Source organism: Streptomyces sp. NBC_00988 (genome assembly GCF_045162645.1).
Taxonomy (GTDB): Bacteria; Actinomycetota; Actinomycetes; order Streptomycetales; family Streptomycetaceae; genus Streptomyces.
This window is the reverse complement of record NZ_CP108730.1, coordinates 3,061,881-3,088,817: the sequence shown is the minus strand read 5'-3', so window position 1 is coordinate 3,088,817 and position 26,937 is coordinate 3,061,881. Positions and strand designations below refer to the sequence as shown.

22 protein-coding genes are annotated in these 26,937 nt (G+C 69.6%); 15 read left to right on the top strand and 7 right to left on the bottom strand.

Annotation, left to right across the window (positions count from 1 at the left end; all coding sequences use genetic code 11):
• The first annotated feature begins 181 nt into the window (after nt 1–181).
• Nucleotides 182–2,740 (top strand): RelA/SpoT family protein, encoded by a 2,559-nt coding sequence (locus tag OG496_RS13965; protein ID WP_405971089.1) that lies wholly within the window; start codon nt 182–184, stop codon nt 2,738–2,740.
• 64 nt (nt 2,741–2,804) lie between these two features.
• On the opposite strand, the gene OG496_RS13960 is transcribed toward OG496_RS13965, so the two are convergent.
• A complete protein-coding gene (locus tag OG496_RS13960; protein WP_366495505.1) occupies nt 2,805–4,034 on the bottom strand; it encodes a DUF349 domain-containing protein in 1,230 nt (409 codons plus the stop codon).
• 135 nt (nt 4,035–4,169) lie between these two features.
• On the bottom strand, nt 4,170–4,994 hold the full coding sequence (locus OG496_RS13955) for a peptidylprolyl isomerase (protein WP_405971088.1): 825 nt from the start codon (nt 4,992–4,994) through the stop codon (nt 4,170–4,172).
• A 179-nt stretch (nt 4,995–5,173) separates the two neighbouring features.
• Here OG496_RS13955 and OG496_RS13950 point away from each other — a divergent pair, with 179 nt between their 5' ends.
• Nucleotides 5,174–5,884, top strand: coding sequence for an MBL fold metallo-hydrolase (locus tag OG496_RS13950; protein WP_405971087.1), 711 nt, complete (start codon nt 5,174–5,176; stop codon nt 5,882–5,884).
• A gap of 10 nt (nt 5,885–5,894) precedes the next feature.
• Entirely contained in the window at nt 5,895–7,157 is a 1,263-nt protein-coding gene (gene hisS, locus OG496_RS13945; RefSeq protein ID WP_366495502.1) for a histidine--tRNA ligase, read from the top strand.
• 253 nt (nt 7,158–7,410) lie between these two features.
• Here the strand turns inward: hisS and OG496_RS13940 are convergent, their stop codons facing one another.
• From OG496_RS13940 to OG496_RS13925, 4 genes are read right to left on the bottom strand one after another with little or no spacing between them, the layout of a single operon-like run.
• The gene (locus tag OG496_RS13940; RefSeq protein WP_366495501.1) at nt 7,411–8,034 is read right to left on the bottom strand and encodes a response regulator transcription factor; all 624 of its coding nucleotides are present in this window, start codon (nt 8,032–8,034) and stop codon (nt 7,411–7,413) included.
• Complete coding sequence (locus OG496_RS13935; protein WP_405971086.1) at nt 8,031–9,266, bottom strand: sensor histidine kinase; 1,236 nt, start codon at nt 9,264–9,266, stop codon at nt 8,031–8,033. Before OG496_RS13935 ends, OG496_RS13940 begins: the two co-directional genes overlap by 4 nt.
• Nucleotides 9,263–10,120, bottom strand: a complete 858-nt coding sequence (locus OG496_RS13930) for an ABC transporter permease (RefSeq protein ID WP_405971085.1) — start codon at nt 10,118–10,120, stop codon at nt 9,263–9,265. Before OG496_RS13930 ends, OG496_RS13935 begins: the two co-directional genes overlap by 4 nt.
• Nucleotides 10,117–10,983 (bottom strand): ABC transporter ATP-binding protein, encoded by an 867-nt coding sequence (locus tag OG496_RS13925; protein WP_405971084.1) that lies wholly within the window; start codon nt 10,981–10,983, stop codon nt 10,117–10,119. Before OG496_RS13925 ends, OG496_RS13930 begins: the two co-directional genes overlap by 4 nt.
• Nucleotides 10,984–11,125: 142 nt before the next feature.
• Here OG496_RS13925 and OG496_RS13920 point away from each other — a divergent pair, with 142 nt between their 5' ends.
• From OG496_RS13920 to rpsD, 3 genes are all read left to right on the top strand, one after another.
• A complete protein-coding gene (locus OG496_RS13920; protein WP_366495498.1) occupies nt 11,126–11,782 on the top strand; it encodes a vitamin K epoxide reductase family protein in 657 nt (218 codons plus the stop codon).
• A 47-nt stretch (nt 11,783–11,829) separates the two neighbouring features.
• Entirely contained in the window at nt 11,830–13,185 is a 1,356-nt protein-coding gene (locus tag OG496_RS13915; RefSeq protein WP_327405422.1) for a replication-associated recombination protein A, read from the top strand.
• 300 nt (nt 13,186–13,485) lie between these two features.
• Nucleotides 13,486–14,100, top strand: coding sequence for a 30S ribosomal protein S4 (gene rpsD, locus OG496_RS13910; protein WP_043683972.1), 615 nt, complete (start codon nt 13,486–13,488; stop codon nt 14,098–14,100).
• A 29-nt stretch (nt 14,101–14,129) separates the two neighbouring features.
• On the opposite strand, the gene OG496_RS13905 is transcribed toward rpsD, so the two are convergent.
• Nucleotides 14,130–16,301: an ATP-binding protein gene (locus OG496_RS13905; protein WP_405971083.1), complete on the bottom strand. Its 2,172-nt coding sequence runs from the start codon at nt 16,299–16,301 to the stop codon at nt 14,130–14,132.
• A 161-nt stretch (nt 16,302–16,462) separates the two neighbouring features.
• Between OG496_RS13905 and OG496_RS13900 the strand changes: the two genes are divergently transcribed.
• From OG496_RS13900 to aroB, 9 genes are all read left to right on the top strand, one after another.
• Complete coding sequence (locus OG496_RS13900; protein WP_063739143.1) at nt 16,463–16,909, top strand: DUF948 domain-containing protein; 447 nt, start codon at nt 16,463–16,465, stop codon at nt 16,907–16,909.
• A 7-nt stretch (nt 16,910–16,916) separates the two neighbouring features.
• Nucleotides 16,917–17,276 (top strand): hypothetical protein, encoded by a 360-nt coding sequence (locus OG496_RS13895; RefSeq protein WP_317773006.1) that lies wholly within the window; start codon nt 16,917–16,919, stop codon nt 17,274–17,276.
• The gene (gene alaS / locus OG496_RS13890) at nt 17,276–19,948 is read left to right on the top strand and encodes an alanine--tRNA ligase (RefSeq protein ID WP_405971082.1); all 2,673 of its coding nucleotides are present in this window, start codon (nt 17,276–17,278) and stop codon (nt 19,946–19,948) included. The genes OG496_RS13895 and alaS overlap by 1 nt, the downstream gene beginning before the upstream one ends.
• Nucleotides 19,949–19,963: 15 nt before the next feature.
• Nucleotides 19,964–20,428 carry a Holliday junction resolvase RuvX gene (gene ruvX, locus OG496_RS13885; protein WP_366495495.1) on the top strand — a complete coding sequence of 155 codons (465 nt, stop codon included), beginning with the start codon at nt 19,964–19,966 and terminating at the stop codon, nt 20,426–20,428.
• A gap of 122 nt (nt 20,429–20,550) precedes the next feature.
• Nucleotides 20,551–22,308, top strand: coding sequence for an endolytic transglycosylase MltG (gene mltG, locus OG496_RS13880; RefSeq protein ID WP_405971081.1), 1,758 nt, complete (start codon nt 20,551–20,553; stop codon nt 22,306–22,308).
• Nucleotides 22,289–23,128, top strand: coding sequence for a shikimate dehydrogenase (locus OG496_RS13875; protein ID WP_405971080.1), 840 nt, complete (start codon nt 22,289–22,291; stop codon nt 23,126–23,128). The genes mltG and OG496_RS13875 overlap by 20 nt, the downstream gene beginning before the upstream one ends.
• An 880-nt stretch (nt 23,129–24,008) precedes the next feature.
• Nucleotides 24,009–25,193, top strand: coding sequence for a chorismate synthase (gene aroC / locus OG496_RS13870; protein WP_366495493.1), 1,185 nt, complete (start codon nt 24,009–24,011; stop codon nt 25,191–25,193).
• Nucleotides 25,190–25,708, top strand: a complete 519-nt coding sequence (locus OG496_RS13865; RefSeq protein ID WP_405971079.1) for a shikimate kinase — start codon at nt 25,190–25,192, stop codon at nt 25,706–25,708. The genes aroC and OG496_RS13865 overlap by 4 nt, the downstream gene beginning before the upstream one ends.
• Nucleotides 25,705–26,796: a 3-dehydroquinate synthase gene (gene aroB, locus OG496_RS13860; protein WP_366495491.1), complete on the top strand. Its 1,092-nt coding sequence runs from the start codon at nt 25,705–25,707 to the stop codon at nt 26,794–26,796. The genes OG496_RS13865 and aroB overlap by 4 nt, the downstream gene beginning before the upstream one ends.
• Nucleotides 26,797–26,937 lie beyond the last annotated feature (141 nt).

Below are 26,937 nucleotides of genomic sequence, written 5' to 3'. Positions count from 1 at the left end.
ACCCCCGCCGGACACCGTCAGGGCGCCCTGACGTCACCTCCGGAATGCCGGCGGCAGCCTCTCGTGTTTCACCGGTAGCAGGCCCTCACATCGGCCTGAAGGCGAGCCCGGAGCCCGGGATCGCTACCATGGGCACTCCGGAGCCTGACCGGGGGACCCGGATCGCGCACGAGGAGTCCTCTTGGCAGACGAGGCCCAGCCCCTGACCGCCGCCAAGCCCGAGCCCACCCCGGGCCCCGCGGCGGAGCCCGCCACGAGCGCGAGCACCGCACCTGCGAGCACCGCATCGGCCGAACCGCGCCCGGCGGCGGAGCACGACCGGTCGGCGCCCGCCGACAAGGCGGCCGAGCCCGCGCGCCCCAAGCCGGCTCCGGCCGAGCGCCCGGCGGCCACTCCTCCCGCGCCCCGTCCCACGGCCGGCCAGCCCGCACGTACCGGCGGCGGCTCCTCCAACCGCGTCCGCGCCCGTCTCGCCCGCCTCGGTGTCCAGCGCTCCAACCCGTACAACCCGGTCCTGGAGCCCCTGCTGCGGATAGTGCGCAGCAACGACCCGAAGATCGAGACGGCCACCCTCCGCCAGGTCGAGAGCGCCTACCAGGTCGCCGAGCGCTGGCACCGCGGCCAGAAGCGCAAGAGCGGCGACCCGTACATCACGCACCCGCTCGCCGTCACCACGATCCTCGCCGAACTCGGCATGGACCCGGCCACGTTGATGGCCGGCCTGCTGCACGACACCGTCGAGGACACCGAGTACGGCCTCGACCAGCTCCGCCGCGACTTCGGCGACTCCGTGGCCCTCCTCGTCGACGGCGTCACCAAGCTGGACAAGGTCAAGTTCGGCGAGGCCGCGCAGGCCGAGACCGTCCGCAAGATGGTCGTAGCGATGGCCAAGGACCCGCGCGTCCTGGTCATCAAGCTCGCCGACCGCCTGCACAACATGCGCACCATGCGCTACCTCAAGCGCGAGAAGCAGGAGAAGAAGGCGCGCGAGACGCTGGAGATCTACGCGCCGCTCGCCCATCGCCTGGGCATGAACACCATCAAGTGGGAGCTGGAGGACCTCGCCTTCGCGATCCTCTACCCCAAGATGTACGACGAGATCGTCCGGCTGGTGGCCGAGCGGGCACCGAAGCGTGACGAGTACCTGGCCATAGTGACCGACGAGGTCCAGACCGACCTGCGCGCCGCCCGCATCAAGGCGACCGTCACCGGCCGCCCGAAGCACTACTACAGCGTCTACCAGAAGATGATCGTCCGCGGCCGCGACTTCGCGGAGATCTACGACCTGGTGGGCATCCGCGTCCTCGTGGACACCGTCCGCGACTGCTACGCGGCCCTCGGCACCGTGCACGCGCGATGGAACCCGGTCCCCGGCCGGTTCAAGGACTACATCGCGATGCCCAAGTTCAACATGTACCAGTCGCTGCACACCACGGTGATCGGCCCCAACGGCAAGCCCGTCGAGCTCCAGATCCGCACGTTCGACATGCACCGCCGCGCCGAGTACGGCATCGCCGCGCACTGGAAGTACAAGCAGGAGGCCGTCGCCGGCACCTCCAAGGTGCGCGCGGAGACGCCCCGGACCACCGGCAAGGACGACCACCTCAACGACATGGCGTGGCTGCGCCAGCTGCTCGACTGGCAGAAGGAGACCGAGGACCCGGGCGAGTTCCTGGATTCCCTGCGCTTCGACCTGTCCCGCAACGAGGTCTTCGTCTTCACGCCGAAGGGCGACGTGATAGCGCTGCCGGCGGGCGCCACCCCGGTGGACTTCTCGTACGCGGTGCACACCGAGGTCGGCCACCGGACCATAGGAGCACGGGTCAACGGGCGGCTCGTACCGCTCGAATCCACCCTGGACAACGGCGACTTGGTGGAGGTCTTCACTTCCAAGGCACCCGGCGCGGGCCCCTCCCGCGACTGGCTCGGCTTCGTCAAGTCGCCGCGCGCCCGCAACAAGATCAGAGCCTGGTTCTCCAAGGAGCGCCGTGACGAGGCGATCGAGCAGGGCAAGGACGCCATCGCCCGCGCGATGCGCAAACAGAACCTGCCGATCCAGCGCATCCTCACTGGCGACTCCCTCGTCACGCTCGCGCACGAGATGCGCTACCCCGACATCTCCTCGCTGTACGCGGCGATCGGCGAGGGCCATGTGGCCGCGCAGAACGTCGTACAGAAGCTGGTGCAGGCGCTCGGCGGCGAGGAGGCGGCCACCGAGGAGATCGACGAGAGCGTGCCGCCGGCGCACGGCCGAGGGCGCAAGCGCCGGTCGAACGCCGACCCCGGTGTCGTCGTCAAGGGCGTCGACGACGTGTGGGTCAAGCTGGCCCGCTGTTGTACGCCCGTCCCCGGCGACCCCATCATCGGTTTCGTCACGCGGGGCAGCGGTGTATCGGTTCACCGCAGCGACTGCGTCAACGTCGAGTCACTGTCCCGCGAGCCCGAGCGCATCCTGGAAGTCGAGTGGGCGCCCACCCAGTCCTCGGTCTTCCTGGTCGCCATCCAGGTGGAGGCCCTGGACCGCTCCCGGCTCCTCTCGGACGTCACCCGCGTCCTGTCCGACCAGCACGTCAACATCCTCTCCGCGGCCGTCCAGACCTCGCGCGACCGTGTGGCCACCTCCCGCTTCACCTTCGAGATGGGCGACCCCAAGCACCTGGGCCACGTCCTGAAGGCCGTCAGGGGCGTGGAGGGGGTCTACGACGTCTACCGCGTGACGTCGGCGCGCAACAAGACGTAGGGCATACGAAGAAGGGGCTCCCGTACGGTGCGTACGGGAGCCCCTTCTTGATGCGTGCGGACGGTCAGCCGCCGAACTCCTGGAGGCCCTTCAGAGCCTGCTCCAGCAGGGCCTGGCGGCCCTCCAGCTCGCGCTGGAGCTTGTCGGCGCGGGAGGTGTTGCCCTGCGCGCGGGCCTGCTCGATCTGGCCCGTGAGCTTGTCCACGGCGGCCTGGAGCTGACCGGTCAGACCCTCGGCACGCGCGCGTGCCTCCGGGTTCGTCCGGCGCCACTCGGTCTCCTCGGACTCCTGGAGGGCCCGCTCGATCGTGTGCATCCGGCCCTCGACCTTCGGGCGGGAGTCACGCGGCACATGGCCGATGGCCTCCCAGCGCTCGTTGATCGAGCGGAAGGCCGCGCGGGCCGCCTTCAGGTCGGTGACCGGCAGGAGCTTCTCGGCCTCCTCGGCCAGCTCCTCCTTGAGCTTCAGGTTCTCCGTCTGCTCGGCGTCCCGCTCGGCGAAGACCGAGCTGCGGGCGGCGAAGAAGACGTCCTGGGCGCCGCGGAAACGGTTCCACAGATCGTCCTCGTGCTCGCGCTGGGCGCGGCCCGCCGCCTTCCAGTCGGCCATCAGCTCGCGGTACCGAGCGGCCGTGGGACCCCAGTCCGTCGAGGCCGACAGACCCTCGGCCTCGGCGACCAGCTTCTCCTTGGTCTTGCGGGCGTCCTCGCGCTGCGCGTCCAGCGACGCGAAGTGCGCCTTGCGGCGCTTGGAGAAGGCCGACCGGGCGTGCGAGAAGCGGTGCCACAGCTCGTCGTCCGACTTGCGGTCCAGGCGCGGCAGACCCTTCCAGGTGTCCACCAGCGCGCGCAGCCGCTCGCCGGCCGCCCGCCACTGGTCGGACTGCGCCAGCTCCTCCGCCTCGACGACCAGCGCCTCCTTGGAGTGCCGGGCCTCGTCGGACTGCTTGGCGCGCTGCTGCTTGCGCTCCTCGCGGCGCGCGTCGACGGTCTCCACCAGCTTGTCCAGCCGGACGCCGAGCGCCGCCAGGTCGCCCACCGCGTGGTGGGCGTCGACCTGCTCACGGAGATGGTCGACGGCGGCCTGCGCGTCCTTCGCCGACAGGTCGGTGGTCTTCACGCGCTTTTCGAGGAGGCCGATCTCGACAACCAGGCCTTCGTACTTGCGCTCGAAGTAGGCCAGCGCCTCCTCGGGGGAGCCGGCCTGCCAGGAACCGACGACCTGCTCGCCGTCGGCCGTACGCACGTACACGGTCCCCGTCTCGTCGACGCGTCCCCACGGGTCGCTGCTCACAGCGCCTCCTCCACATGATGCCTGCACAGGGCCTCTGTGCCCCCGGGCATCGTCCACAGTTTCGTCACGGCCAACATAGGCGACCGGCGGGTTGCCTGTCCGCATCCCGCGCGACCGAAATTTCGCTGTTGACGGTCAGGATTTCGTGACGGTCGCCTTGTTGATCACGACCGTCGCGTTCGGTGCTCCGTCGCCCGCGCCCGTGCTCTCACCAGCGGCCGCGATCTTGTTCAGGACCTTCATCCCGGAGGCCGAGATGGTACCGAACGGGGTGTAACTCGCCGGCAGCGTGCTGGCCTTGTACACGAGGAAGAACTGGCTGCCGCCGGTGTGCTTCTGACCGGTGTTCGCCATCGCCACCGTGCCCGCCGGGTAGGTCCCGCCCTTGAGGCTGGTGTCCTTCAGGTTCTCGTCCGGGATCGTGTACCCGGGACCGCCGCTGCCCGCGCCCGTCGGGTCGCCGCACTGCAGCACGTAGATGCCGCTGGTGGTGAGCCGGTGGCACTTCGTGTGGTCGAAGAAGCCCTTGCCCGCAAGGAAGTCGAACGAGTTCACGGTGTGCGGCGCGGCCGACGTCTTCAGCGCGATGTCGATGTCACCGCAGGTCGTCGCGAGCTTCATCGTGTACTTCGCCGACTTGTCGATCGTGACCGCCGGCTCCTTCTTCCAGGTCTCCGTCTTGATCTTGCCGGCCGCCGGCTTCGCGCACGGGTCCGGCGCCTTCTTCGTCGCCGAGGCGCTGGGCGTGGGCGTCACGTCCGCGCTCGCGTTGGACTTGTCGTCGTTCTTCAGGACCCCGGTCGTGTACAGCGCCACACTGCCGATCACGATCACGCCGAGCACCGACGCGATCACCGAGTTGCGCATGCGCGCCTTGCGTCGAGCGGACGTACGCCGCTGCTGCTGCCGCAAGAACTTCTCCCGCGCGAGCTGCCGCTTCCGCTGTTCCTGGGTGACCACCGGATTCTCTCCTCATGCGTCTCGTACGTCGACTGGGACGCGTGCGTCTTGTGAGCCGACCGCCTGCGTGTGCCCCGTACCGTATATGGGTTCGCTGAGGATTCGGCAGCGCCGGTAGGCTCTGACCACTGACGCAGGGATCCTTATCCCCTCCCGTATCGACACAACGAAGGACGATCGTGCTCATTGCCGGGTTCCCCGCCGGGGCCTGGGGGACGAACTGTTATCTCGTCGCCCCCGCCGCCGGTGAGGAGTGCGTGATCATCGACCCGGGCCATCAGGCCGCCCAGGGAGTCGAGGAAGCGCTCAGGAAGCATCGGCTCAAGCCCGTCGCGGTCGTCCTCACCCATGGCCACATCGACCATGTGGCCTCGGTCGTCCCGGTGTGCGGCGCGCACGACGTGCCGGCCTGGATCCACCCCGAGGACCGCTACATGATGAGCGACCCCGAGAAGGCGCTCGGCCGCTCGATCGGGATGCCGCTGATGGGCGAGCTGACCCTGGGGGAGCCCGACGACGTCAAGGAGCTGACCGACGGAGCGCGGCTCGCGCTCGCGGGACTGGAGTTCTCGGTCGCGCACGCGCCGGGCCATACGAAGGGGTCGGTGACCTTCCAGATGCCCGAGACCACGGAGATCCCCTCCGTGTTCTTCTCCGGGGATCTGCTCTTCGCCGGCTCCATCGGACGCACCGACCTGCCCGGCGGCTCCCACGCCGAGATCCTCGACTCGCTGGCCCGCGTGTGCCTGCCGCTCGACGACTCGACCGTGGTGCTGTCCGGCCACGGCCCCCAGACGACCATCGGCCAGGAGCGCGCCACCAACCCGTATCTGCGGGAGGTGGCCTCCGGCGGCCAGGGAGCCCAGGACGCTCCCCGACGAGGAATGTGACGAGATTTTCGTGAGCACCTTTCAGGCCCCCAAGGGCACGTACGACCTGATTCCGCCGGAGTCGGCCAAGTACCTCGCCGTGCGCGAGGCGATCGCCGCTCCGCTGCGCAACTCCGGCTACGGCTACATCGAGACGCCCGGCTTCGAGAACGTCGAGCTGTTCGCGCGCGGGGTCGGTGAGTCGACCGACATCGTGACCAAGGAGATGTACGCCTTCGAGACCAAGGGCGGCGACCAGCTCGCCCTGCGTCCCGAGGGCACGGCTTCCGTACTGCGCGCGGCACTTGAGGCCAACCTGCACAAGCTCGGCAACCTGCCGGTGAAGCTCTGGTACTCGGGCTCCTACTACCGCTACGAGCGCCCCCAGAAGGGCCGTTACCGCCACTTCTCGCAGGTCGGCGCCGAGGCGATCGGTGCCGAGGACCCGGCGCTGGACGCCGAGTTGATCATCCTCGCGGACCAGGCGTACCGCTCCCTGGGCCTGCGGGGCTTCCGCATCATCCTCAACAGCCTGGGCGACAAGGAGTGCCGTCCGGTCTACCGGGAGGCGCTGCAGAATTTCCTTCGGGGCCTGGACCTCGACGAGGAGACGCTCCGCCGCGCGGACATCAACCCGCTTCGCGTCCTCGACGACAAACGCCCGGACATCCAGAAGCAGTTGACGGACGCCCCGCTGCTCCGCGACTACCTGTGCGACGCGTGCAAGGCGTACCACGAGGAGGTCCGCGAGCTCATCACTGCTGCGGGCGTCGTCTTCGAGGACGACCCGAAGCTGGTCCGCGGCCTGGACTACTACACCCGTACGACCTTCGAGTTCGTCCACGACGGTCTGGGTGCCCAGTCCGCGGTGGGCGGCGGCGGTCGCTACGACGGCCTGTCCGAGATGATCGGCGGTCCCGCACTGCCTTCCGTGGGCTGGGCGTTGGGCGTCGACCGTACGGTCCTCGCCCTGGAGGCGGAGGGCGTCGAACTCGAACTCCCCGCGTCCACCAGCGTGTTCGCCGTCCCGCTCGGTGACGAGGCCCGCCGGGTCCTCTTCACCAAGGTCACTGAACTCCGCAAGCTCGGCATCGCGGCCGACTTCTCCTACGGCTCCAAGGGCCTCAAGGGTGCCATGAAGAGCGCCAACCGCAGTGGCGCCCGCTACACGATCGTCGCCGGCGAGCGTGACCTTGCCGAGGGTGTCGTGCAGCTCAAGGACATGGAGTCCGGGGAGCAGCGGGCGGTCGGGGTGAACGAGATCGTGGCGGAACTGGAGTCGAAGCTGGGCTGAGGCCTGGCTTCTTCGCCCCCGCCGCCCCTACCCGTCCCATCCCCAGGGGCTCCGCCCCTTCGACCCCGCCAGGGGGCTCTGCCCCCTGGACCCCCGCTCCTCAAACGCCGGAGGGGCTGAGTTTTCGCCGGCCAGCGCTTGATTTTTTCAGCCCGTCCGGCGTTTGAGGACGAGGCCGTTCAGGCCGAGGCGGGGGTCTGGGGGCGGCAGCCCCCAGGGATGGGACGGGTAGGGGCGGCGGGGGCGAGAATCCTCAGTCCAGCAACCCGTACCGCATCGCACTAGTCACAGCGGCCGTCCGGTCATCGACGCCCAACTTCCCGAAGACCCGCAGCAGATGGGTCTTCACCGTCGACTCCCCGATGTACAACCGCCGCCCGATCTCCGCGTTCGTGCACCCCTCCGCCACCAACCGCAACACCGCGATCTCCCGCTCGGACAACCGAGGCCGCTCCGGCTTCGTCCGCAGCTGGTCCACCAACCGCGCCGCCACAGACGGTGCCAACACGGTCTCGCCCCGCGCGGCGGCCCGTACCGCGTCGGCCAGTTCACCCCGCGGCAGATCCTTCAGCAGGTAACCCGCAGCCCCCGCCTCCACGGCCCGCAGGATGTCCCGGTCGGTCTCGTACGTCGTGAGGACGATCACCCGGCACGGCAACCCGGCCGCGCTCATCCGCACGATGGAGTCGACCCCTCCGCCACCCGGCATCCGCAGGTCCATCAGCACGATGTCCGGCCTCAACTCAGCGGCCAGCGCCTCCGCTTGGGGCCCGCTCGACGCGTCGGCGACGACATCGAGGTCCGGTTCGGCGCTGAGCATGGCGCGCAGGCCTTCGCGTACGACGGGATGGTCGTCGGCGAGGATGATCCGGATCATCGAGAACTCCTCAGAGGCGATACGGGCGGCACAGGGGATTCAGGTGAGGCGGGCGATACCGGCAGCCGTACCGTCACCGTCGTCCCCTCGCCCACCGCACTCCGTACCACCGCCGTCCCACCCACCTCCGCCGCCCGCGTCCGCAACCCCGCCAGACCGTAACCACCGGACACCGCAGCCGGATCGAACCCGCACCCGTCGTCCCGTACCGACACGGTGAGTTGCTCGTCGGCGTACACCAGCGCAAGGTTCACCTTCGCCGAACTCCCCGCATGCTTACGGGCGTTGGCGAGCGCCTCCTGACAGGACCGCAGAGCCACCACCTCCGGCCCGGCGGGCAACGCACGCACCGGCCCGGTGACTTGGAGTGTCGCGTCATGGCGGGCGGCGAGTCGGCGCAGGGCGTCCGAGAGGGACGCGCCCTCCAGGTCGGCCGGTGTGCCGCCGGCGACCAGGGCGCGGGCCTCGGCGAGGTTCTGCCGGGCCGTCTCGTCCATCAGGGCCAAGTGCCGCCTGGCCTGCGGCAGATCGTCGTCCAGCTCCGCCTCCACCGCCTGGGTCAGCATCAGCAGACTGGTGAAGCCCTGGGCGAGGGTGTCGTGGATCTCGCGGGCCATCCGCTCCCGTTCGGCCAACGCGCCGTGGGCCGACGACAGTCGGGAGACCTCATGGCGGCTGGCGTCCAGCTCGGCTATCAACTCCGCGCGCTCCTGGCTCTGTTCGATGACGCGGATGATCCAGGTGCCGAGGGCCATCGAGAAGACCAGGGTGACCACCGCGAAGACGGAATTGAAGAACACGTCCTGCGCGCCCGGCCACCACAGCAGCGCCCAGCCGATCACGGGCGCGATGTTGATCACGGTCACCGCGATCAGGGCCCAGCGCAGGCGCAGCACCATGAAGCAGGGCGGGACGAGGGCGAAGGCCAGCAGCCGGGTCTCGCCGACCAGGACCGCGGAGGGCAGGAACAGCGCCATCTCCGCGATGAGGTAGCCGACCGCCCGGCGTTCGTCCGGTGGGTCACCTTGGAGGACCGGGCGGCCCATCCAGACGTAGAGCGGGATCAGCGGGACGAGCAGGGCGGCCGCCGTGACGCGTACCGGCCACCCCGGCTGGCTCGTGCCGAGCACGAACACCAGGGTGGCCAGCCAGATCAGGGCGAAGTAGGTGTCCCAGAGCCGGAACGAGCGGTCCCAGGTGTACGAACCCGACACCCCGTGCGGAGCCGTCATCCGTCGCGCCGGTTCTTCCACCGGAAGGTCAGCAGGCACAGCAGCAATCCTCCGACGCACCACGCCCCGAGCACCAGCGCGACCTTCCCGAACTCCCAACTCCCGGCCTGCTCCAGCACCTGCGCCGACGAGGGCAGGAACACCCCGCGCAGCCCCTGGCACATCCACTTCAGCGGGAACAGGGCGCCGATGTTGAGCATCCAGTCCGGGATGGTGTCGATGGAGATGTACACCCCGGAGATGAACTGCAGGACCAGGAAGGGGAGTACGACCACGGAGGTCGCGCTCTTGCCGGACTTCGGGACCGAGCTGACCGCGATGCCGAGCAGCGCGCACGCCGTCAGACCGAGCACGAAGATCCACCCGAAGTCCAGCCACTTCACCGCGGACGAGGGCAGGTCCACGTCGTAGAGCGTGGTGCCGACGAAGAGCAGGATCGCCGTCTCCATCAGGCCCGTGACCAGAACCAGCCAGATCTTGCCGAGGAAGTACGCGGCCGGTGGCATCGGCGTGCCGCGCAGCCGGCGCAGCACCTTCTCGTCGCGTTCGATCGCGATCGAGATGCCGAGGGACTGGAAACTCGTCGACATGATGCCGGCGGCCATCATGGCCGGGACGTACAGCTGCGAGGCGTTGATGCCCGCGCCCCGGACGTCGTCCTTGAAGATCGACGCGAACAGGAAGAGGAAGACGACCGGGAAGGCGAAGGTGAACACCACCTGGTCGCGCTGCCGGAAGAACTGTTTGAGTTCCAGCGACCCGCGGCGCAGTCCGAGTCCCCAGGCACTGGGCAGCCGGTCTCCGGAGGTCCTCGTCCGCGGCCGTACGGCGGTCGTGTTCGTGTTCGTGGTCATCGCGCGTCCTCCTGTCCGGTCAGCCGGAGGTAGACGTCCTCCAGGGTGGGGCGGCTCACCAGCAGCCCGGGGATCTCCCCGTCGAAGCGGTGCATGAGTTCGGCTACGACCTTGGTAGGAGTCTCCGTGTGCTCCGCGCGCGGGGTGCCGTCCAGGTCCGTCCACTCGACCGTGGCTCCGGTGCCGTGGCGTTCGCGCAGGGCGGCCGGTTCGCCCTCGGCGACCACACGGCCCTTGGCGACGATGGCGAGGCGGTCGGCCAGGTTCTCGGCCTCCTCCAGGTAGTGGGTGGTGAGGAGGATCGTGGTGCCCTCGTCGGCGAGCTTGCGGATCAGGTCCCAGAACTGGCGCCGGGCCGCCGGGTCGAAACCGGTCGTCGGCTCGTCCAGGAGGAGGAGATCGGGGCCGCCTATCACCCCTAGGGCCACGTCGAGACGCCTGCGCTGTCCGCCCGACAGGGCCTTGATGCGGCTGTCCACCTTGGCCTCCAGACCCACCAGGCCGATGACCTCCTCGGGGTCGCGCGGGCGGGGGTAGTAGCGCGCGAAGTGCCGTACCGTCTCGCCGACCGTCAACTCCGCGGGTGCCGATTCGTCCTGCCAGACGATTCCGACCCGTGAACGCCACGCGCGCGTGCCCGTCGCCGGGTCCGAGCCGAGCACCGACACCTCGCCCGCGTCCCGGCCGCGGTTGCCCTGGAGGATCTCGACCGTGGTGCTCTTGCCCGCCCCGTTGGGTCCGAGCAGGCCGAACACCTCTCCCGTGCGGATCTGGAGGTCGATTCCGTCCACGGCGGTCACGTCCCCGTACTGCTTGCGCAGCCCCCGCACATCCACTGCGAGTTCGTTCGCCTGTGTTGTCATGCGACGAGCATCGTCCGGAATCGAGCGCTCAGGGACGACCGTGCGTACTTCCTTATGTCCATCGAACGGTGGACAGAGGTGCGCGTGCGGCACAATGGCCCTGCCCGAAGAAGGTCCAACTCTCAAGTGACGGATCGGCGTGATGAGCAAGACGACAGTGAAGGACGTCTCCACCGACTCCGAGCCGGAGCACACGGCCGCAGAGCCGCGGACGGTGGGCAGCAGCCGGGCCTTCGCCGTGCTGCTGGTGATCACCGGAGCGGCCGGACTGCTCGCCGCCTGGGTCATCACGATCGACAAGTTCAAGATCCTTGAGGGCAAGCTCGCCGGGAAGACGTTCACCCCGAGCTGCAGCATCAACCCGATCGTGTCCTGCGGCAGCGTCATGGAGAGCAAGCAGGCCGCGGCCTTCGGCTTCCCCAACCCGATGCTCGGCCTGGTCGCCTACGGCATCGTCATCTGCGTCGGCATCAGCCTGCTGACCCGGGTCCAGTTCCCGCGCTGGTACTGGCTGACCTTCAACTTCGGCACGCTCTTCGGGGTGGCCTTCTGCACTTGGCTGCAGTTCCAGTCGCTGTACCGGATCAACGCGCTGTGCCTGTGGTGCTCGCTGGCCTGGGTCGCCACGATCACCATGTTCTGGTACGTCACGTCGTTCAACATCCGCAACGACTTCCTGAAGGCCCCGCGCCCGGTCAAGAACTTCCTGGGCGAGTTCACCTGGGTCCTCCCGGTCACCCACGTCGGCATCATCGCCATGCTGATCCTGACCCGCTGGGGCACCCAGCTCTGGGCCTGAGACCGGCCCCGACCGCATTGTCAGTGGCGTGACATAGGGTTTTGGACGTGGAGCCCGACCTGTTCACCGCCGCAGCCGAAGAACGCCAGGAGAAGGACCCGTCCAGCAGTCCCCTGGCGGTACGGATGCGCCCGCGCACCCTCGACGAGGTCGTGGGCCAGCAGCACCTGCTGAAGCCGGGCTCACCCCTGCGCAGACTGGTCGGCGAGGGGGCGGGCGGCCCGGCCGGACCCTCCTCGGTGATCCTCTGGGGCCCACCCGGCACCGGCAAGACGACTCTCGCCTACGTCGTCTCCAAGGCCACCGACAAGCGCTTCGTGGAGCTGTCCGCGATCACCGCCGGCGTCAAGGAGGTCCGCGCGGTCATCGACGGCGCCCGCCGCGCCACCGGCGGCTTCGGCAAGGAGACCGTCCTCTTCCTCGACGAGATCCACCGCTTCAGCAAGGCCCAGCAGGACTCCCTCCTCCCGGCCGTCGAGAACCGCTGGATCACCCTGATCGCGGCGACCACGGAGAACCCGTACTTCTCGGTGATCTCCCCGCTGCTCTCCCGCTCCCTCCTCCTCACCCTCGAACCCCTCACGGACGACGACCTGCGCGCCCTGATCCGCCGCGCGCTGTCCGACGAGCGAGGACTGAAGGACGCGGTCGCGCTCCCCGAGGACAGCGAGAACCACCTGCTGCGCATCGCCGGCGGCGATGCCCGCCGCGCGCTCACCGCCCTGGAGGCCGCCGCCGGGGCCGCCCTCGACAAGGGCGAGCCGGACATCACCCTCCAGACCCTGGAGGAGACGGTCGACCGCGCGGCGGTGAAGTACGACCGCGACGGCGACCAGCACTACGACGTGGCCAGTGCCCTCATCAAGTCCATCCGCGGCTCCGACGTCGACGCGGCCCTGCACTACCTGGCCCGCATGATCGAGGCCGGCGAGGACCCCCGCTTCATCGCCCGCCGCCTGATGATCTCCGCGAGCGAGGACATCGGCCTCGCCGATCCGAACGCCCTGCCGATCGCGGTCGCCGCCGCCCAGGCCGTAGCGATGATCGGCTTCCCGGAGGCCGCGCTCACCCTCAGCCACGCCACCATCGCGCTCGCCCTCGCGCCCAAGTCGAACGCGGCGACCACGGCGATCGGCGCCGCCATGGAGGACGTACGCAAGGGGCACGCGGGCCCGGTGCCGATGCATCTGCGGGACGGGCACTACAAGGGCGCGGCCAAGCTCGGGCACGCGCAGGGGTACGTCTACCCGCACGACCTGCCCGAGGGCATCGCCGAGCAGCAGTACGCCCCGGAGGAGCTGAAGGACCGTACGTACTACGAACCGACCCGGCACGGCGCCGAGGCCCGGTACGCGGACGCGGTCGAGTGGACCAGGAAACGCCTCGGTCGAAAGCGGTCCTGAGCACCCTGTAGAATCCTGCGCAGTGCTGCGTCCCGTGTCCGGCTCCGGTCGGCGCCTCAGGCGGGACATCCAGCCGGATCTTCGGATCCAGGAGCGTCGCGCACCTTCGTAGGTGTCGCGGGCAGCCCACCACCACCCGGGGTTCCGGGACCGGTCGGTGGGCCGTTCGTGTGCTGCACGTATGTGCCCAGATCAGGGGAACGGCTGCCTGACAAGTCCTTCGGGGCCTGTCGGGATTTCCCCGGCTGCGGATGCGACCTCCCGTAACCCTGAGGCAGCCGAAGAGAAAAAGGATAAGAAGTGGCGAATCAGTCCCGCCCCAAGGTCAAGAAGTCGCGTGCCCTCGGCATCGCGCTGACCCCGAAGGCCGTCAAGTACTTCGAGGCCCGTCCCTACCCGCCGGGTGAGCACGGTCGTGGCCGCAAGCAGAACTCGGACTACAAGGTCCGTCTGCTGGAGAAGCAGCGTCTGCGCGCGCAGTACGACGTGTCCGAGCGTCAGCTCGTCCGCGCCTACGAGCGTGCCTCCAAGGTCCAGGGCAAGACCGGTGAGGCCCTGATCATCGAGCTGGAGCGTCGTCTCGACGCGCTGGTCCTTCGTTCGGGCATCGCCCGCACGATCTACCAGGCCCGCCAGATGGTCGTTCACGGCCACATCGAGGTCAACGGTGGCAAGGTCGACAAGCCGTCCTTCCGCGTCAAGCCCGACGACGTCGTGATGGTTCGCGAGCGCAGCCGCAGCAAGACCCTGTTCGAGGTTTCCCGCGCCGGTGGCTTCGCCCCCGACGGCGAGACCCCGCGCTACCTCCAGGTGAACCTCGGCGCCCTGGCGTTCCGCCTGGACCGCGAGCCGAACCGCAAGGAGATCCCGGTGATCTGCGACGAGCAGCTCGTCGTCGAGTACTACGCCCGCTGATCACTCAACGGACGTAGCACCACCGCGTGTCAGCCCGCCGTCTCCCCGCCCTTCCAGGTGGGCGAGGCGGCGGGCTTTCGCATGTCCACGCTCACCGTCGCGGGCCGCACCGGCCCGCGCGGCACCGGCACGGCGTCGAGCGACCGCTCCTGCCCCAGCGCCCGGGCCACGGCCGCCTCCCGGCCCAGCCGCGCCCCCTCCCGTACGCACTCCTCGTACCGCTCGTCGCCGAGGCGCTCGCGGGCCATCGCCTCGCACAGCTCGTGCGGCGCGTTGTAGTACGCCGAGCCGAACAGCGGCAGCCCCACCGACGGCCACATCCCGCCCGCCGCACCCTGCAACAGCGCGGCCTCGGCGGCGTCGCCCTCCGCCACCGTGACGAGGGCGAGCAGCTCGACCGCGAGCACCGAGCCGAGCAGATCGCGGAAGCCGTGCGCGCTGCCCAGACAGTCCGCCAACAGGTCGCGCGCGAGCGGGAGTTCGCCGTCGCTCCAGGCGACGTAGGCCAGGACGTACAGCGCGTACGCGCGGGTCCAGCGCTCGCCGTGGTCCTCGCAGACCTGGCGGACGTCCTCGCACAGCTTGACCGCGTCCGCCAGATCGCCCTGGAACGCCCGGGTCATCGCCAGTTCGACCTGGCCCATCAGCACGTTGCTGTTGAGCTCGCCGATCTGCTGGTAGCGGTCGAGCGCCGAGCGCAGCAGGGTCTCCGCGCGCGGCATGTCGTCCGTGACCAACGCCAGGCAGCCGGTGCGGTGTTCGGCGTACGCGACCGCCGTGGGGTTCGCGGCCTCGTCCGCCTCCTCGCGGCACTCCTGGAGCGCGGCCAGCGCGGGCACGGTGTCGCCCTGGAGGATCGCCACATAGCCGAGCACCCACAGGGCCTTCAGCCGTGACTGGTCGTTCGCCGTGTCCTCGGCGTCCAGCTGCACGGCCTGCTCCAGCCAGTGCCGGCCCTCCGCGAGGCGCCCGCAGCCCGCCCAGTAGAACCACAGGGAGCCCGCGAGGTACTGGCCCAGGTGCGTCTCGTCCGGCTCGGTCAGGCAGTACTCCAAGGCGCCGCGCAGATTCGGCAGTTCAGCCTCGACCCGCGCGGCGACCTCGCCCTGGCGCGGCGAGAACCAGTCCAGCTCGCACCACGTGGCCAGGCCCAGATACCAGTCGCGGTGCCGGCGCCGCAGCCGGGCCGCGTCCCCGGTCGCCTCCAGCCAGTCGGCGCCGTAGGCCCGGATCGTGTCGAGCATCCGGTAGCGCACGCCCGTCGGCGTCTGTTCGCCGACGACCACGGACTGCGCGAGGAGTTCGGAGAGCACGTCGAGGACGCCGTCCGAGGTCAGTCCGTCGCCGCCGCACACGTACTCGGCGGCCTCCAGGTCGAAGCGCCCGGCGAACACCGAGAGCCGCGCCCACAGCAACCGCTCCTCGGGCGTGCACAGTTCATGGCTCCAGCCGATCGCCGTCCGCAGCGTCTGGTGCCGGGGTAACGCGTCCCTGCGCCCGCCTGCCAGCAGCCGGAACCGGTCGTCGAACCGCGCCAGCAACTCCCCGGGCGCCAGCGCCCGCAGCCGCCCCGCCGCCAGCTCGACGGCGAGCGGAATCCCGTCGAGCCGCCGGCACAACTCCCGTACGTCCGGATCGTCTTCGTGGAGGGCGACGCCCTGCTGCGCGGCCCGGTCGGCGAACAGCTCCACCGCCTCGTCCTCGCCCAACGGAGCCACCGCCACCACACGTTCACCCGACAGTTCCAACGGCCGCCGCCCCACCGCGAGCACCCGCAGCCCCGGCACCCGCCCGAGCAACTCGGCCACCAGCTCGGCACACACCTCCACCAGATGCTCGAACCCGTCCAGCACCAACAGGAGTTGACGCTCCGTCAAATGTGCGAGCAGCGCCTCGCGCGGCAACCGCGCGGTGTGATCCGTCAACCCCAGCGCCTCTACGACCGCGAAGTCGACGAGTTCCGGGTCGCGCACCGGCGCCAGTTCCACCCGCCACACACCGTCCGGCGGAGCGGAGCGGGCCGCCGCGTGGGCCGCGAGCCGGGACTTGCCGACCCCGCCGGGACCGGTCACCGTGACCAGACGCGAGGCGTCGAGCGCCCGGGCCAGCTCGGTGAGTTCGGCCGAGCGGCCCACGAACCGGTCGGGTTCGAGGGGCAGATTGCCGTCCGCGGTGGCGTCGCCGCCATGGGAAGCTCGCATGGAACACGGAGCGTACTGAACCGTATTCAGTCCGTACAATCGCTTCGCGCAACTCCAGTGTGCGCGGGGCGGTAATGCGGTACAGAGCGCCACCCCCGGCGCGATAGGCTCGGACGAGTCATCAATAGTCATCAACAGGTGTTTACGAGAGCGGGTGTCAGGTGTCCGGTGGAGAGGTGGCCGGGATCCTGGTGGCCGTCTTCTGGGCGATCCTGGTCTCGTTCCTCGCCGTCGCACTGGTGAGGCTGGCCCAGACGCTCAAGGCGACCACCAAGCTGGTCGCGGACGTGACCGACCAGGCCGTGCCGCTGCTGGCCGACGCCTCCGCGGCGGTGCGCTCCGCGCAGACCCAGATCGACCGGGTCGACGCGATCGCCTCCGACGTCCAGGAAGTCACCTCGAACGCCTCCGCACTGTCCACCACCGTCGCCTCCACCTTCGGCGGGCCCCTCGTCAAGGTCGCGGCCTTCGGCTACGGCGTCCGCCGGGCCCTGGGCGGCCGCCGCGAGGACGTGCCCGCGCCGTCCGGGGCGTCCCGTCGTACGGTGATCGTGGGCCGTACCGTCCCGGCCGGACGGCGGGGCAAGCGCACCCGGAAGAAGGACTGACCGAGCGATGTTCCGCCGTACGTTCTGGTTCGGCACGGGCGTGGCCGCCGGTGTCTGGGCGACCACCAAGGTCAATCGCAAGCTGAAGCAGCTGACCCCCGAGCACCTCGCCGTCGCCGCGGCCAACAAGGCGCTCGAAGCGGGCCACAAGCTCAAGGACAGCGCGGTGCACTTCGCGCTCGACGTCCGCGCGGGCATGGCCCAGCGCGAGGCCGAACTCGGCGACGCGCTCGGGATCAACGCCCCGGTCGACCCCGAACTCCCGGCGCCCCGGCAGCACATCGCCATCGAGAACCGCAACACCCCCCTGTCCGTCGAAAGAAACGACAGGACGACGTACTCGTACAACCGGAATGAGGACCACTGATGGAGTCGGCTGAAATCCGCCGCCGCTGGCTGAGCTTCTACGAGGAGCGCGGCCACACCGTCGTCCCCTCGGCGTCGCTCATCGCGGACGACCCGACTCTGCTCCTGGTCCCCGCCGGCATGGTCCCCTTCAAGCCGTACTTCCTCGGCGAGGTCAAGCCGCCGTGGCCGCGCGCCACCAGCGTGCAGAAGTGCGTGCGCACGCCCGACATCGAAGAGGTCGGCAAGACCACGCGCCACGGCACGTTCTTCCAGATGTGCGGCAACTTCTCCTTCGGCGACTACTTCAAGGAAGGCGCGATCACCTACGCCTGGGAGCTGCTCACCTCGCCCCAGGACAAGGGTGGTTACGGCCTCGACCCCGAGCGCCTGTGGATCACGGTCTACCTCGACGACGACGAGGCCGAGACCATCTGGCGGGAGAAGATCGGCGTCCCGGCCGAGCGTATCCAGCGCCTCGGCAAGAAGGACAACTACTGGTCGATGGGCGTCCCCGGACCCTGCGGCCCGTGCTCCGAGATCAACTACGACCGCGGCCCCGAGTTCGGCGTCGAAGGCGGCCCGGCCGTCAACGACGAGCGGTACGTGGAGATCTGGAACCTCGTCTTCATGCAGTACGAGCGGGGCGAGGGCATCGGCAAGGAGGACTTCGAGATCCTCGGCGAGCTGCCCAGCAAGAACATCGACACGGGCCTCGGCCTGGAGCGCCTCGCGATGATCCTGCAGGGCGTGCAGAACATGTACGAGATCGACACCTCCATGGCCGTCATCAAGAAGGCCACCGAGCTGACCGGCGTCGAGTACGGCGCATCGCACGACTCCGACGTCTCCCTGCGCGTGGTCACCGACCACATGCGTACGTCCGTGATGCTCATCGGTGACGGCGTGACCCCCGGCAACGAGGGCCGCGGTTACGTCCTGCGCCGCATCATGCGCCGCGCCATCCGCAACATGCGGCTGCTCGGTGCCACGGGTCTGGTCGTCAAGGACCTCATCGACACCGTCATCGCGATGATGGGCCAGCAGTACCCCGAGCTCGTCACCGACCGCCAGCGCATCGAGACCGTGGCCCTCGCCGAGGAGGCCGCCTTCGTCAAGACGCTGAAGGCCGGCACCAACATCCTCGACACCGCCATCGCCGACACCAAGCAGTCCGGCGGCAAGGTCCTCGCCGGCGACAAGGCGTTCCTGCTGCACGACACCTGGGGCTTCCCGATCGACCTCACCCTCGAAATGGCCGCCGAACAGGGCCTTTCCGTGGACGAGGACGGCTTCCGGCGCCTGATGAAGCAGCAGCGCGACCAGGCCAAGGCCGACGCGCAGGCCAAGAAGACCGGCCACGCGGGCGTCGGTGCCTACCGCGAGATCGCCGACAAGGCCGGCGAGACCGACTTCATCGGCTACTCGGACACCCAGGGCGAGTCCACCATCGTCGGCATCCTCGTCGACGGCGTCTCCTCCCCGGCCGCGACCGAGGGCGACGAGGTCGAGATCGTCCTCGACCGCACCCCCTTCTACGCCGAGGGCGGCGGCCAGATCGGCGACACCGGCCGGATCAAGGTCGAGTCCGGTGCCGTCATCGAGATCCGCGACTGCCAGAAGCCGGTGCCCGGGGTCTACGTCCACAAGGGCGTCGTCCAGTACGGCGAGGTCACCGTCGGCGCCAAGGCCGAGGCCGCCATCGACATCCGCCGCCGTACCGCCATCGCCCGCGCCCACTCGGCCACCCACCTCACCCACCAGGCGCTGCGCGACGCCCTCGGTCCGACGGCCGCGCAGGCCGGTTCCGAGAACCAGCCCGGCCGCTTCCGCTTCGACTTCGGCTCCCCGTCCGCCGTGCCCACGGCCGTGATGACCGACGTCGAGCAGAAGATCAACGAGGTGCTCGCCCGCGACCTGGACGTGCACGCCGAGATCCTCAGCCTCGACGAGGCCAAGAAGCAGGGCGCCATCGCCGAGTTCGGCGAGAAGTACGGCGAGCGGGTCCGCGTCGTCACCATCGGCGACTTCTCCAAGGAGCTGTGCGGCGGCACGCACGTCCACAACACCTCGCAGCTCGGCCTGGTGAAGCTGCTCGGCGAGTCGTCGATCGGCTCCGGAGTCCGCCGTATCGAAGCGCTCGTCGGTGTCGACGCCTACAACTTCCTCGCCCGGGAGCACACGGTCGTCGCCCAGCTCCAGGAGCTGATCAAGGGGCGTCCGGAGGAGCTGCCGGAGAAGGTCTCCGCGATGCTCGGCAAGCTGAAGGACGCCGAGAAGGAGATCGAGAAGTTCCGCGCCGAGAAGGTGCTGCAGGCCGCGGCCGGTCTCGTCGAGTCCGCCAAGGACATGCACGGTGTCGCGCTGGTCACCGGCCAGGTGCCGGACGGCACGAGCGCCGACGACCTGCGCAAGCTGGTTCTCGATGTGCGCGGCCGCATCCAGGGCGGACGCGCCGCCGTAGTGGCCCTCTTCACGGTCAACAACGGCAAGCCGCTCACGGTCATCGCGACCAACGAAGCCGCTCGCGAGCGCGGTCTCAAGGCCGGTGACCTGGTCCGCGCGGCCGCCAAGACCCTCGGTGGCGGCGGTGGCGGCAAGCCGGACGTGGCCCAGGGCGGTGGCCAGAACCCGGCCGCCGTCGGTGAAGCCGTGGACGCCGTCGAGCGCCTCGTCGCCGACACGGCCAAGTAAGAAACGGCCGCGAACATGCGAAGAGGACGTCGACTCGCGATCGACGTCGGGGACGCCCGGATCGGGGTCGCCTCGTGCGACCCCGACGGGATCCTCGCCACTCCCGTCGAGACGGTCCCCGGCCGCGACATCCCGGCGGCGCACCGCCGGCTGAGGCAACTCGCCGAGGAGTACGAACCGATCGAAGTCGTCGTCGGCCTCCCGCGCTCCCTCAAGGGGGGCGAGGGACCGGCCGCCGTGAAGGTCCGGGCATTCGCCCAGGAACTCGCGAAGGGGATCGCGCCGGTACCGGTCAGACTGTTGGACGAACGGATGACCACGGTGACGGCCAGTCAGGGACTGCGCGCCTCAGGGGTGAAGTCCAAGAAGGGCCGATCGGTCATCGACCAGGCGGCCGCGGTCATCATCCTCCAGCAGGCGCTGGAATCCGAACGGGTGTCAGGTAAACCACCCGGCGAGGGCGTCGAAGTGGTCATCTGATCGCGATACGGTAACGTTCCGCGCGATGCGATGGTGTTCGAACAGCCATGGCACAGCAAGAGGCGGGACGGGAGCCGGAGCCGCAAGCGCCGCGACCGCCGCCTCGCGGCTCTAGGGGATCGATGACTGAGTATGGCCGGGGCCCAGGCTCCGAACCGTGGCATCCGGAGGACCCGTTGTTCGGGGACGTCGGATGGGAAGGACAGCAGGCCCAGTCGGGGCAGCAGTCCTCCTACGGCGGCCAGCCGCAGCACTATCCGGAACAGCCGCAGCAGCCGCAGCAGTACGGCGACTGGGGCCATGGCCAGCAGGCCGACTACGGTCAGGCGCAGCAGCAGTACCCGGTCTACGACGAACAGGGCAACCCGCACTACCCCGACCAGCAGCAGTGGGCCGACCATCAGCAGTACGCCGATCAGAGCCATCAGCAGTACGCCGCTCAGCAGCAGCAATATCAGCAGGGCGGCTGGGACGACACCGGCGCGCCCGCGCAGGTCCCGTACGCCGCGGACCCCGGCGACCCGTACGCACAGCAGGCCGCCGCCTATGGCGAACAACAGCCCGATTTCTACGGCACGCCCGACGCCTACCCGCCGCCCGAGCCGCCGGGCAAGCGACGCACCGAGCCTGAACCGGAGCAGGCGGACTGGGACCCGGGACCCGATCAGGGCGAACACGCGTTCTTCGCGGGCGGCGGCGACGATGAGGACGAAGCCGACGACGAGCCGGACGGGCGCGGACGCGGTGACCGGCGGGGCAAGGGCGGCAAAGGCAAAGGCAAGGACAAAGGCGGCAAGGAGAGAAAGCGCCGCAACGGCTGCGCCTGCCTGGTCGTCGTCATGGTGTTCGGCGGCGGCCTGGCCACGGTCGGCTACTTCGGCTGGCAGTTCTACCAGGATCGTTTCGGCACGGCGCCCGACTACGCGGGCGACGGCACCGGATCGGTGAGCGTCACCATCCCCAAGGGGGCGGGCGGCTACACCATCGGCCAGGAGCTGAAGAAACAGGGCGTCGTGAAGAGCGTCGACGCGTTCGTCGCCGCCCAGTCGCAGAATCCCGACGGGAAGAAGATCCAGGCCGGCGTCTTTCTGCTGAAGAAGGAAATGTCCGCCGCGAGCGCCGTCAAGCTGATGCTCGATCCCAAGAGCCAGGACAACCTGATCGTCGCCCCGGGCGTGCGAAACGTGAGGGTCTACGCGGCGATCGACAAGAAACTCGGGCTTTCCGATGGCACCACCAAGGCCGTCGCCAAGAAGGATTACAAGTCGCTCGGACTTCCCAGCTGGGCGAACAACAACAAGGACATCAAGGACCCGCTGGAGGGCTTCCTCTACCCCGGCACGTATGGCGCCGCAAAGGGTATGAAACCCGAAGCGGTCCTCAAGCAGATGGTCGCCCAGGCCAGCGACAAATACGGCGCGATCGACCTCGAAGCGAAGGCGAAAGCGCTCAATCTGGACGACCCGCTGCAGGTCATCACGGTCGCGAGCCTCGTCCAGGCCGAGGGCAAGACGCACGAGGACTTCCGCAAGATGGCCGAAGTCGTCTACAACCGTCTCAAGACCACGAACACCGAGACGAACCGTTATCTGCAATTCGACTCGACCTTCAATTACCTGAAGGGTCAGAGCAACATCCACATCAGCGAGTCGGAGATCAACAGCAACAAGGACCCGTACAACACCTACACCCAAAAGGGCCTGCCGCCCGGTCCCATCGACAACCCCGGTGACGAGGCGCTCGCAGCGGCACTGAATCCGACCCGTGACGGCTGGATCTACTTCGTGGCGACCGACGGCGAGAACAAGACCGAATTCGCCAAGACGTACGCCGAATTCCAGGCACTCAAGGAAAAGTTCAATGCCAGTTCGGGCAACTGACGCCCGCCGCGCCGCCGTGCTCGGTTCCCCCATCGCCCACTCCCTCTCCCCGGTACTGCATCGCGCGGCGTACGGGGAGTTGGGGCTGAACGGCTGGTCCTACGACCGCTTCGACGTGGACGAGGCGGCCCTGCCGGGGTTCTTCAAGGACCTCGGCCCGGAGTGGGCCGGCCTGTCGCTGACCATGCCGCTGAAACGCGCCGTGATACCGCTGCTCGACGAGATCAGCGAGACAGCGGCGTCGGTGGACGCGGTGAACACGGTCGTCGTCACCGAGGACGGCCGACGCCTCGGCGACAACACCGACATCCCAGGCATGGTCGCCGCCTTGCGTGAACACGGCATCGAACAGGTCGACTCCGCCGCGATCCTGGGCGCCGGCGCCACCGCCTCCTCCGCCCTCGCCGCCCTCGCCCGCATCTGTACGGGCGAGGTCGTCGCGTACGTCCGCAGCGAGGCGCGCGCGGCGGAGATGCGGCAGTGGGGCGAGCGGCTGGACGTAGAGGTACGCACGGCGGACTGGGCGGACGCGGCGGAGGGGCTGCGCGCGCCCCTGGTCTTCGCCACCACACCGGCCGGCACGACAGACGCCCTTTCCTCCGCGGTACCGGAACGCCCCGCCACCCTTTTCGACGTCCTGTACGACCCCTGGCCCACGGACCTCGCGGCCCGCTGGTCCGGCTATGGGGGCGCGGTGGTGAGCGGGCTCGATCTGCTGGTGCACCAGGCGGTACTTCAGGTGGAACAGATGACGGGGTGTCGGCCCGCGCCGGTGGATGCGATGCGGAGGGCGGGGGAGAAGGCGTTGGCGGGGCGGTGAGGTGGCTCTGGGTGGGGGCGGGGTGAGTGGTGCGGCCGGCTGCTTGCTGACCCCGGGGGCGACGGGGACAGGGCGGGCTGGGTGCTTACGCGGATTCGTGGGGTGGGCGGCGAGAGGGCGTTGGGCGACTGCTGGCCTTGACCTGGCAGGGCGGGGGAGTAGGCGTTGACGGGCTGTTGCCGCGGACCTGGTGGGTGGGCGACAGGGGGGCCGGCCGGCGGCCCTGAGCCGGCGGCGCGGGTGAGAAGCCGCCGCTCGCCTGATGGGCCCGTCCTGGTAGGGCGGTGAGGTGTCCAGCCGGCCAGCTCTTGGCCTTGGCCTGGTGGGGCCGCTGAGAACGCGCTGGTTGGCCGTGGCCCCGGAGTCAGCTGGTCGGGTGGTACGTCGGACGACTCATGGCCTCGCCCGGCAAGGCTGTAGAGAAAACGTCGACAGACCGCCGATCCGGACCCGGTAGGGCAGGCAAGTGAACGTCAGCCGTCTCTGGACCTCGACCCGGTAGGGCTGCCGAGCAGGCTCAGGCGGAGCGTCGACCCGGATCCGGGTCGGGCGCGCAAGCGGCTGGCGGCCGACTCCTGGCCCCGCCCTGGCAAGGCTCCTCAAGAAGCCGTCGCCCGACCGCTGACACGGCCCCCGCAAGACAGCCAAGCGCCGCGTCAGCCGAACGCTGACCTTGGCCTGGAACAACGGGGTGACGGCGCACCCCGACCGCCGCCCCCACCACCACCCCCGTCCGCCCCCTGGACCGTCGGCCAGGTCCGTGCCCCGGACGTGGGAGGATCGGGGGCGGCGGGCCAGGGCCGCGCACCCGGTCGCGCCGTTGGCGTATGCGAGGACGCGCGTACGCAGCAGTACCAGGGCGCGAGCATGAGGAGCACCGTTGAGCAGGTTGCGCTGGCTGACCGCGGGGGAGTCCCACGGTCCCGCACTCGTGGCGACGCTGGAGGGTCTTCCCGCCGGTGTGCCGATCACCACGGACATGGTGGCGGACCACCTGGCCCGGCGCCGGCTCGGTTATGGACGCGGCGCGCGCATGAAGTTCGAGCGCGACGAGGTCACCTTCCTCGGCGGTGTCCGGCACGGTCTGACCCTCGGTTCGCCGGTGGCCATCATGGTGGGCAACACCGAGTGGCCCAAGTGGGAACAGGTCATGGCGGCCGATCCGGTCGATCCGGAGATCCTGGCGGGGCTCGCCCGTAACGCGCCGCTTACCCGGCCCCGTCCCGGCCACGCCGACCTCGCCGGTATGCAGAAGTACGGCTTCGACGAGGCCCGGCCGATCCTGGAGCGTGCCTCCGCGCGGGAGACCGCGGCCCGGGTCGCACTGGGCGCCGTCGCCCGGTCGTACATCAAGGAGACGGCCGGGATCGAGATCGTCTCGCACGTCGTCGAGCTGGCCTCCGCGAAGGCCCCGCAGGGTGTCCTGCCCACGCCCGCCGATGTCGAGAAGCTGGACGCCGACCCGGTGCGCTGCCTGGACGCCGACGCGTCGAAGGCGATGGTCGCGGAGATCGACCAGGCCCACAAGGACGGCGACACCCTCGGCGGTGTCGTCGAGATCCTCGCCTACGGCGTTCCCGTGGGCCTCGGCTCGCACGTGCACTGGGACCGCAAGCTGGACGCCCGCCTCGCCGGTGCCCTCATGGGTATCCAGGCGATCAAGGGTGTCGAGATCGGGGACGGGTTCGAGCTGGCTCGGGTGCCCGGGTCGCAGGCGCACGACGAGATCGTGAACACCGATGAAGGCATTCGGCGCGTTTCCGGGCGCTCCGGTGGTACCGAGGGCGGGCTGTCCACGGGTGAACTGCTGCGCGTGCGGGCCGCGATGAAGCCGATCGCGACCGTGCCGCGTGCCCTGCAGACCGTCGACGTGGTCACCGGTGAGGCCACGCAGGCCCACCATCAGCGTTCCGACGTGTCCGCGGTCCCGGCCGCCGGCATCGTCGCCGAGGCCATGGTCGCCCTCGTCCTCGCGGACGCCGTTGCCGAGAAGTTCGGCGGCGACTCGGTGCCCGAGACCCGTCGCAACGTGCAGTCGTACCTCGAAAACCTGGTCATCCGGTGACCGCGACCCCGCTCGTCGTCCTGGTCGGTCCCATGGGCGTCGGCAAGTCCACCGTCGGACAGCAGCTCGCCGCGCGGCTCGGCGTCGGCTACCGGGACACCGACGACGACATCGTGGCCGCCGAGGGCCGTTCCATCGCCGAGATCTTCGTCGACGAGGGCGAGCCCGTCTTCCGTGCGATCGAGAAGCGCGCCGTGCACCAGGCACTCGCCGGACACGACGGCGTCCTCGCGTTGGGCGGCGGCTCGATCCTCGACGAGGACACGCGGGCGCTGCTCGCCGGACGCCGGGTTGTCTACCTCTCGATGGACGTGGACGAGGCGGTCAAGCGCACCGGCCTCAACGCGGCCCGCCCGCTGCTCGCCATCAACCCGCGCAAGCAGTGGCGCGAACTGATGGAAGCCAGGCGCCACTTGTACGCCGAGGTCGCGCAGGCCGTCGTGGCCACCGACGGCCGCACCCCCGAGGACGTCACCCAAGCCGTCCTGGACGCACTGGAGTTGAAGGAAGCATGAGCGAGTCAGTGACGCGGATCCAGGTCGGCGGCACGGCGGGCAGCGACCCGTACGAGGTCCTGGTGGGCCGTCAACTCCTGGGTGAACTGGGCGGGTTGGTCGGCGACAGGGCCAAGCGGGTCGCGATCATCCACCCGGAAGCCCTCGACGAGACGGGCGAGGCGCTCCGCGCCGACCTGGCCGGGCAGGGCTTCGAGGCCGTCGCCATCCAGGTGCCCAACGCGGAGGAGGCCAAGACCGCCGAGGTCGCCGCCTACTGCTGGAAGGCGCTGGGCCAGTCCGGCTTCACCCGTTCCGACGTCATCGTCGGCGTCGGCGGCGGCTCCACCACCGACCTGGCCGGCTTCGTCGCCGCGACCTGGCTGCGCGGGGTCCGCTGGATCGCCGTACCGACGACCGTGCTCGCCATGGTCGACGCGGCCGTCGGCGGCAAGACCGGCATCAACACCGCCGAGGGCAAGAACCTGGTCGGCTCCTTCCACCCGCCGGCCGGCGTGCTCTGCGACCTCGCCGCACTGGACTCCCTCCCGGTCAACGACTACGTCTCCGGGCTCGCCGAGATCATCAAGGCCGGCTTCATCGCCGACCCGGTGATCCTCGAACTCATCGAGTCCGACCCGGAGTCCGCCCGCACCCCTGCAGGCCCGCACACCGCCGAGCTGATCGAACGCTCCATCAAGGTCAAGGCCGAGGTCGTCTCCGCCGACCTCAAGGAGTCCGGCCTGCGCGAGATCCTCAACTACGGCCACACCCTCGCCCACGCCATCGAGAAGAACGAGCGCTACAAGTGGCGCCACGGCGCGGCAGTGGCCGTAGGCATGCACTTCGCGGCCGAACTCGGCCGTCTCGCGGGCCGGTTGGACGACGCGACGGCGGACCGGCACCGCACGGTCCTCGAATCGGTCGGCCTGCCGCTCAGCTACCGCTACGACCAGTGGCCCAAGCTGCTGGAGACCATGAAGGTCGACAAGAAGTCCCGCGGCGACATGCTGCGCTTCATCGTCCTCGACGGCCTCGCCAAGCCGACGGTCCTGGAGGGCCCCGACCCGGCCGTCCTGCTCGCCGCGTACGGCGAAGTGGGCGAGTAAGTACCGCCAAGGCCCTTCCGCCCGAATTGCCTTGCGCGGATGGGCACTTCGGCCCCTCCCCGGCCGTTCACCAAATGGCGGCCGGGGAAGGTACCGTTCGGTAGGGAGCGGGGGTTCGGGCCCGCTGCCAGCGCCAATCGC